This is a genomic window from Nocardioides sp. NPDC101246, assembly GCF_044767415.1.
Taxonomy (GTDB): domain Bacteria; phylum Actinomycetota; class Actinomycetes; order Propionibacteriales; family Nocardioidaceae; genus Nocardioides.
The window spans coordinates 480,159-487,683 of sequence record NZ_JBIWNX010000001.1 but is presented as its reverse complement, the minus strand read 5'-3'; the positions used below and the strand labels follow the sequence as shown (position 1 = coordinate 487,683).

6 protein-coding genes are annotated in these 7,525 nt (G+C 69.8%); 2 read left to right on the top strand and 4 right to left on the bottom strand.

The window, feature by feature from the left end; genetic code table 11:
- Positions 1 to 155 precede the first annotated feature (155 nt).
- Together ACIRON_RS02320 and ACIRON_RS02315 are read right to left on the bottom strand one after the other, a co-directional pair.
- Entirely contained in the window at positions 156 to 407 is a 252-nt protein-coding gene (locus ACIRON_RS02320) for a type II toxin-antitoxin system RelE/ParE family toxin (protein ID WP_091044607.1), read from the bottom strand.
- The gene (locus tag ACIRON_RS02315) at positions 404 to 664 is read right to left on the bottom strand and encodes a ribbon-helix-helix protein, CopG family (protein WP_402988418.1); all 261 of its coding nucleotides are present in this window, start codon (positions 662 to 664) and stop codon (positions 404 to 406) included. Before ACIRON_RS02315 ends, ACIRON_RS02320 begins: the two co-directional genes overlap by 4 nt.
- Positions 665 to 746: 82 nt before the next feature.
- On the opposite strand from ACIRON_RS02315, the gene ACIRON_RS02310 reads away from it, so the two are divergent.
- Positions 747 to 2,360 (top strand): cation:proton antiporter, encoded by a 1,614-nt coding sequence (locus tag ACIRON_RS02310; RefSeq protein WP_402988415.1) that lies wholly within the window; start codon positions 747 to 749, stop codon positions 2,358 to 2,360.
- Here ACIRON_RS02310 and ACIRON_RS02305 read toward each other — a convergent pair.
- Together ACIRON_RS02305 and ACIRON_RS02300 are read right to left on the bottom strand one after the other, a co-directional pair.
- Positions 2,342 to 5,131, bottom strand: a complete 2,790-nt coding sequence (locus ACIRON_RS02305; RefSeq protein ID WP_402988412.1) for an FG-GAP-like repeat-containing protein — start codon at positions 5,129 to 5,131, stop codon at positions 2,342 to 2,344. The two genes, ACIRON_RS02310 and ACIRON_RS02305, sit on opposite strands and share 19 nt — an antisense overlap.
- Before the next feature lie 68 nt (positions 5,132 to 5,199).
- Positions 5,200 to 6,735, bottom strand: a complete 1,536-nt coding sequence (locus tag ACIRON_RS02300; protein WP_402988410.1) for an AMP-binding protein — start codon at positions 6,733 to 6,735, stop codon at positions 5,200 to 5,202.
- Between the two features lie 46 nt (positions 6,736 to 6,781).
- On the opposite strand from ACIRON_RS02300, the gene ACIRON_RS02295 reads away from it, so the two are divergent.
- Entirely contained in the window at positions 6,782 to 7,399 is a 618-nt protein-coding gene (locus ACIRON_RS02295) for a TetR/AcrR family transcriptional regulator (protein ID WP_402988408.1), read from the top strand.
- Positions 7,400 to 7,525: the final 126 nt, after the last annotated feature.

Genomic DNA, 7,525 nt, shown 5'->3' with positions numbered 1-7,525 from the left:
GCGCGCGCGCGGGCGGGGTCCAGACCCCCCCCCCCCCCCCCCCCCCCCCCCCCCCCCGGGGGCGCCCCGGGGTGGCGGCGGGGGCGGCCCCCCCCCCCCCCCCCCCCCCCCCCCCCCCCCCCCCCCCCCCCCCCCCACAACTGCAGTCTCGGCGGTCAGACGCTCCGGCGACCCAGGTGGATGACGGCGACGGTGATGCGGCGCTCCTCGACCACGTACACGATGCGGTAGCGGCCGACGCGGAGGCGGTAGCGGTCCTTGCCCCAGGCGTAGGCGCCGACGTCGCGCGGGGTCTCGGCGAGGGAGTCGACGGTGTCGAAGACCTGGATCAGGCCGATCGGGTCGTCGTCGACGTACGTCTCGGCCGACTGCAACGCCTCGTCGGCCCAGACGACTTGATAGGTCACTCGCCGAGCGGGCGGTCGAGACCGAGGGCGCGGCGGGCCTCGGCATGCGGGGTGTAGCTGACCTCGCCGAGCTCGCGGCGCAGGGAGTAGCGCGCGATGGCGAGATCGTCCTCGAGGTCCTCGACGCGCCGGTCGTGGTCGTTGAGGTAGGCGCGGATGGCCTCGCGGGCGATCTCCTGCTTCGACCGGTTCTCCGTCCGGGCGCGATCGGACAGCAGCCGGTCGTCGGCCTCGCTGAGTCGCAGAGTCATAGCCATGGACCCACTGTAACCCTGTGTGGTATCACGCGGTATCGTACGTGTGTCCGAACCGTCGAGCTTTACCCTGGGGGACGTCCATATGTCGCTGACCGCGCTCTACCTGCTTGTCGCACTAGGAGCAGGGCTGGTCGCGATGTTCCTGAAACTCCCGCCCATGGTCGGCTTCCTCGCCGCCGGGTTCGGGCTGCACGCCGCCGGGGTCGGCGAGCTGGACGGGCTGCACACGCTGTCCGAGCTCGGCGTCACGCTGCTCCTGTTCGGCATCGGTCTCAAGCTCGATGTGAGATCGCTGCTCCGGCCCGACGTGTGGCTGAGCACCTTCGCCCACCTGGGGTTCAGCGTCCTCATCGGGATCGGCATGCTGGCCGGGATCGCACCGCTCGGCTTCGCGCTCCTCGCCGACGCCGACCTGGGCGAGATGGCGCTGATCGCCTTCGTCCTCTCCTTCTCGAGCACCGTCTTCGCGATCAAGGTCCTCGACGAGCGCCACGACAACAACACCCTCTACGGCCGGATCGCGATCGGTGTGCTGGTCATGCAGGACATCGTCGCGGTGGCGTTCCTGACCATCTCCAAGGGCCACTGGCCCTCGCCGTGGGTCTTCGCGCTGGTGCTGCTCCTCCCGGGCGCCTGGCTCGCCCACCGGGTCTGGGACCGGATCACCTCCGCCGAGCTGACCGCGCTCTTCGGGCTGACGATCGCGCTCGTGCCGGGATACTGGGTCTTCGAGGCCGTGGGGCTCAAGGGTGACCTCGGAGCCCTGGTGGTCGGCGTACTCCTCGGGTCGCACGTCAAGGCGCCGGCGCTGGCCAAGCTGCTGTTCAGCACCAAGGAGCTCCTGCTCATCGCGTTCTTCCTGAGCATCGGACTGACCGGGGTGCCCTCGCTGGAGGACTTCGCCCTCGCCGCCGTGCTGCAGGTCCTGCTGCCGCTCCAGGCCGCGGCGTACGTCGTGATCTTCGCGTTCATGGGGCTGCGCTACCGCACCGCGACGCTGGCCTCGTTCACCCTGGCCAACTACTCCGAGTTCGGGCTCATCGTCATCGTCATCGCGTCGGCCTCCGGACTCGCGTCGGCCCAGTGGCAGACCGTGCTCGCCGTCGCGACCGCGCTCTCGTTCCTGGTCGACGCCGTGTTCAACGCGTACGCCCCGGCGATCATCAATCTGCTCAACCGCCGGCTGCCGGAGCGGAGGTCCGAGCGGCTCCAGGAGGCGGACCGGCCGATCAACCTCGGTGACGCCAAGGCGCTGGTGGTCGGGATGGGCCGGGTGGGCCGTACGACCTACGAGGAGCTGCGCGACACCCAGGGCTACCACGTGCTCGCCGTCGAGCACGACTCGCTGCGGGCCGACTCGCTCAAGGAGGAGGGCTTCGACGTGGTCGAGGCCGACGCCACCGACCAGGACTTCTGGGAGCGGGTCAAGAAGGGGACCGGCATGGAGCTGGTCGTCCTCACGATGCCCTTCCACGGCGACAACCTGCTCGCCATGGACCTGCTCCAGAAGCTCGGGTTCACCGGCACCGTCGCCGCGATCGCCCTGCGCCCCGAGGAGCGCGACGAGCTCAAGAAGCGCGGGGCCCACGCCGTCCTGAACCTGTACGCCTCCGCCGGATCCGACCTCGCCGAGAAGGCGCTCCGGGTCAACCAGGAGCGCCAGCTCGCGACACAGGCTCAGCCGAGCAGGTCGTAGCCCGTCGACAGCGCGCCGAGGTAGGTGCGGGTCACGCCCGTGCCGGTGCTGTTGCGCTCGAAGGCGTAGAGGTACCTGCCGGAGCGGGCGATCAGGTCTCCGCCGGCACCCCCACGCAGGTCACGCACGCCGAGGACCGCGTTGTAGCCGGAGAGATCGACCGAGAGAGTGCGGTAGGAGACCAGGCCGCCGGGACCGTTGCTCTCATGGACGACCAGCGAGGTGCCGTTGACGAAGAGCACGTCCGGGGTGTTGCCCGAGTTCCAGCGACCGGCTCCCACCAGGCGGGTGCCGGAGGCCGAGGAGCGCATGACGATCGAGGCGCCGACCTTGGTCGAGCCCTTGCCCGGCCACAGCTTGATCGTCCCGTCCGAGCTGCGGCCCATCAGGTCCGGGAAGCCGTCGCCGGTGACGTCGCCGACCGCATCGATCACGCTCACCGACCCGAGGCCGGTCGCGATCGTGACGGGGCTGGTGAACTTGCCGGTGCCGTAGCCCCTGTAGAGGCGTACGGAACCGTCGGACATCTTCGCCAGGAAGTCGCCCTTGCCGTCGCGGTTCCAGTCGCCGGCGTTCATCAGCGTGGTGGCGCTGGCGAGGTTCACGCCGGAGTCGATCGGCTTGGCCAGGCTGACCCGACCGCTGTTGGGCTTGACGTAGAGCGTCGAGCCCGACCGCATCATCAGGTCCGGCAGGCTGTTGCCGGCCAGGTTGACCGCGCCGACGAGGGTCTTGTCGACACCTGCGAACGGACCCAGCGGCTTGCCGAAGCCGGACCCGCTGGCGGGGTAGATCCAGCCGCGGTTGGAGCCGTCGCGGCCGATCAGGTCACCGCGGCCGTCGCCGGTGAAGTCGCCGTAGCCGCTGATCTGGGCCAGCGAGGACCAGGCCGGGCTCTGGGTGGCGAGCTTGACGGGCGCGCCGAACGTACCGCTGCCCGATCCCTTGAAGTAGTAGAGCGCCCCGGACTTGCGGCCGATCAGGTCGCGCTTGCCGTCCTGGTTGACGTCGCCGGTCGCGGCGAGCTTGTCGAAGCCGCCCAGCGAGCGCGTCGTGCCCGCCCGGGTGAACCCGCCGGCACCGTTGCCGGTGTAGCGCACCAGGTAGCCCTTCGCGTTCTTGCCGACCAGGTCGTTGTGCGACGTACCGCCGATGTTGCCGACGGCGGTGATCTTGGCGACGCCCGCGAACGTCGACTTCGACAGGTTCTTGTAGACCGCCGCGAAGGTGCCGTCGCCGCGTCCCTTGCGGATGCCCGCCGAGCCGTCGTTGCGGACGAAGATCAGGTCGGCCTTGCCGTCGCCGGTGACGTCCGGGGTCACGACCTGCTCACGCGTGGTGCTGCCGAACGTCGTCGACGTCCTGGTGGAGTCGAAGCCGGCGAAGCCGCCCGTACGCATCGTGAACACGCGTCCGTCGGACTTCCGTCGCGCGACGAGGTCGGAGTGGCTGGTGCCGGCGATGTTGGACTCCAGGTCGCGCCCGGCCCAGCTCTTCTGCAGGCTCGCGGCCAGCGAGCGGATCTGGGGGATCGCGTCGTAGAGGTTCTGCCCCGGGCACAGGGTCTGCCCGGCGTCGCGGTGGCCCTTGATCGCGTGCGAGAACGTGGTGCCGTTGATGTCGACGTTCGTCGCGCCCGCGCTGACCCCGTGGAGGGAGAGCTTCCATGCGAAGAGGGCGCCGTAGGCCTGGATCAGCTCCGGCGTCGGCTCGACGGTCTCGAAGTTGCCGAGCGCGGAGGCGGCGAAGCTGTCGGTGTTGTAGCCGGAGGTGTGGGCGCCCTCGACCGGCATCGCGACGCCGCCGTTGCGGCCCTCCCAGATCCGGCCGAACTTGTCGATGAAGAAGTTGTAGCCGACGTCGCGCCAGCCGTTGGTCTGCACGTGGTAGGCGTAGATCCCCTGGATGATCGAGGGGACGTCGGCCTCGGTGTAGTCGTTGGTGCCGGCGGTGTGGTGGACGAAGCCGCCGTGGATGGTGCCGTACGTCGGCGCGACGTCCTCGCGGATCGACTCGTCGGCACCCCACTGGGCACGGCTGTAGATCGTCGGGCTCGGGGTGTAGCTGCCGGCCGCGAGGTTCAGGTCGGCGTCCGTCTTCTTCTTGTGGGTCGACGGGGCCTTGGTGGTGCCCTCGTCGGTGTCGATCGCCGGGAGCTCCTCGACGGTGTCCTCGGGCTTGCCGGGTTCGATGACCGCGAGCTCGAGGTCATCGGGGAGATCGGCGTCCGCGAGGACGACCAGCCGGGTCTGGACCTTGTCGACGTGACCGACGAGGAACTCACGGGTGCCCTCGCGGTTGCCCTTCGCCTCGGCGCTGCCCGCATCGGGGGCGTGCTCGTCGAGGTGGACCTCCATCGGGCGCCACTTCGACCACGCGCCGTCGCTCTTGGTGCGGACCTTGGCCCTGACGGCCTCGGTGTCGATGTCGCTGCCGGGCGACCAGGTCATCCCGACGACGCCGAAGCCGGTGACGTCCTGGGGGACGCTGGTGAGGATGGTCCTGCGGGGCTTGGTCACCAGCGTCGTGCCGTCGGTCTCCTCGCCGGCGTTCGTGGTCAGGTCGATCTCCTCGACATGAGCCTTCACGGGCCCTTCCGGGAGCGTCGACGGCTTCGACGAGGCGGCCTGGAACGCGGCCAGGGAGCCGGTCGTGCTCGATCCGGGGCGGGCGATGTCGAGGTCCAGCGTCGCCGGGAGCGCGACCGCGGTGGCGGCACCGATGACGAGGATGGTGCCGGAGAGGGACGCGATCGTGGCGCGTCGGGGCATCGAAGCCTCCGTGGGGAAAGTGAAGACGGGCTGGGGAAACCTATACCCCCGCCCGCAGGGTGTCCCACCTATTTCGAGGTGTCGCGCAGATCCGTCTTCAGGACCTTGCCGCTGGCGTTGCGCGGAAGGCTGTCGACCAGGACGTACGTCCTCGGCTGCTTGTAGTTGGCGAGGCGGTCCTTGAGCCAGGTCGCGATCGAGTCGGCGCTCAGGTCGTCGCGTACGACGACGAAGGCCTTGCCCACCTGACCGAGGCGTTCGTCGGGGACGCCGATGACCGCGGACTCGACGATGCCGGGGTGGCCGGCGAGGGTGTTCTCGACCTCGGCCGGATAGACGTTGAAGCCACCGACGGTGAACATGTCCTTGATCCGGTCGGTGATCTTCAGGCAGCCGTGCTCGTCGAGGAAGCCGACGTCGCCGGTGTGGAGCCAGCCGTCCTCGTCGATCGCCTCGGCGGTCGCCTCGGGATTCTCGAAGTAGCCGAGCATGACGTTGTCGCCGCGGATCCAGACCTCGCCGTCCTCACCGGGCTCCGCGTCCTCCCCGGTGGGGGTGACGGTGCGGATCTCCAGCCCCTCGACCGCGGGGCCGACCACCTTGGCCACGTGGGCCGGGTCCTCGCCGGGGCGGGTGGTGGTCGCGACCAGGCACTCGGTGAGGCCGTAGGCGCCCTTGACCTCGTCGATCCCGAGCACGTCGCGCATGTCGGCGAAGAGACTCTCCGGGACGCTCGCCGCGCCGGCGATCGCGAAGCGCAGCGAGGAGAGGTCGTACGCCTTCAGGTCCTCGTGGTTGATGAGGGTTGTGAAGATCGTGGGGGCGCCGGGGAGGACGGTGATCCGCTCGTCCTGGATCAGCTGCAACGTCTGCGTTGGGGTGTAGGTCGCGATCGGGTAGATCGTGGCGCCCGCGGTGAATGCCGCGAGGAAGCCCGCCTTGTAGCCGAACCCGTGGAAGAACGGGTTGACGATGGCGTAGCGGTCCTCCGGGCTGAGCGCGGCGCCGCGGGCCCAGACGTCGGCGGTCCCGATCGTCTGGCGCTGTGCGCACATCACGCCCTTCGGCTTGCCGGTCGTGCCGGAGGTGAACAGCAGGTCGGCCAGGGTGTCGGGGGTGACGGTCGCCTTGGCGTCCTCGAGGCGCTCGTCGGTGATCTCGTCGCCTCTGGCCAGGAACTCGTCCCAGTCGCAGGCGAGGTCGACGATGGTGAGCAGGTGCTCCGGTCGCGGGCCGGCGTCGTGGAGCATCTGGACGTAGTCGGTGCCGAGGAAGCCGTTGACGGTGATCAGCGCGGTGGCGCGGGAGCGCTCCAGGATCTCGCGCGCCTCATGGCCGCGGTAGCGGGTGTTGAGCGGCACCACGGCCGCCCCGATCGTCTGCGCGCCGAGGGCCGCGACCGGGAACTCCCAGCGGTTGGGGGCCCAGATGGCGACGCGGTCGCCGCTGCGTACGCCGCTGGCCAGGAAGGCACGCGCGGCCCGGTCGGTCGCGGCGGCGAGCTCGGCGTAGGTGAGCGTCGTGGTGCCGTCGACGATGGCCGGGTGGTCGGCGTAGGTCTGCTTGGCCTTCTCGATCAGGGCCGAGATCGTGCGGGGGGTCATCCTGGCAAGCGTAGTTGAGCAACTGCTTGTTTGGTAGGCTTCGTCCATGACTGACACGGGGGTTGCGCCGAGAAGGCGGGGGACGGCGTCGGGGTCGTCACGGCGGGCCGAGCTGCTCACGCTGGCTGCCGAGATGTTCGCGACCAAGGGCTTCGCCCAGACGACCGTACGCGACATCGCCGACGCCGCCGGGATCCTGTCCGGCTCGCTCTACCACCACTTCCGCTCCAAGGAAGCGATGCTGACCGAGCTGCTCTCGGGGTTCCTCGACGGGCTCAACGCGCGGTTCACCGAGATCGTCGAGAGCGGGGTCGACCCGCAGGCCGACCTGGACGGACTGATCACCGAGTCGTTCCAGACGATCCATCGGGAGCGCCTCGCGGTCGCGCTCTACCAGAACGAGGCGTCCTTCCTCTCGACCGTCGAGGGCTTCGAGTTCGTCGCCGAGCGCTCGCGCGAGAACGAAGCGCTGTGGATCCGGGTCCTCGAGGCCGGCCAGGCCTCGGGCGCCTTCCAGGCGTCGTTGGACCCCGCCCTGACCTACCGGTTCATCCGTGACGGCGTCTGGTCCACCGTCGCCTGGTATCGCCCCGGCGGTCGCCACACCCCCGAGACGCTCTCGGAGCAGTATCTGAACCTGCTCCACGCCGGCATCCTCGCCTAGCGCCCCGCTGGTCGAGCCACGTAGGTCCCGCTGGTCGAGCCGCCGGAGCCGCTAGGCGGAGGCGTGTCGAGACCAACACAGCTCCCTGTCGCGCTCGATGGGACTGTGTTGGTCTCGACACGCTCG

Bases quoted from the DNA above. Each gene is read 5' to 3' on its own strand.
- ACIRON_RS02315 (WP_402988418.1), bottom strand. From the start codon at position 664: ATGGCTATGACTCTGCGACTCAGCGAGGCCGACGACCGGCTGCTGTCC.
- ACIRON_RS02310 (WP_402988415.1), top strand. From the start codon at position 747: ATGTCGCTGACCGCGCTCTACCTGCTTGTCGCACTAGGAGCAGGGCTG.
- ACIRON_RS02305 (WP_402988412.1), bottom strand. From the start codon at position 5,131: ATGCCCCGACGCGCCACGATCGCGTCCCTCTCCGGCACCATCCTCGTC.
- ACIRON_RS02300 (WP_402988410.1), bottom strand. From the start codon at position 6,735: ATGACCCCCCGCACGATCTCGGCCCTGATCGAGAAGGCCAAGCAGACC.
- ACIRON_RS02295 (WP_402988408.1), top strand. From the start codon at position 6,782: ATGACTGACACGGGGGTTGCGCCGAGAAGGCGGGGGACGGCGTCGGGG.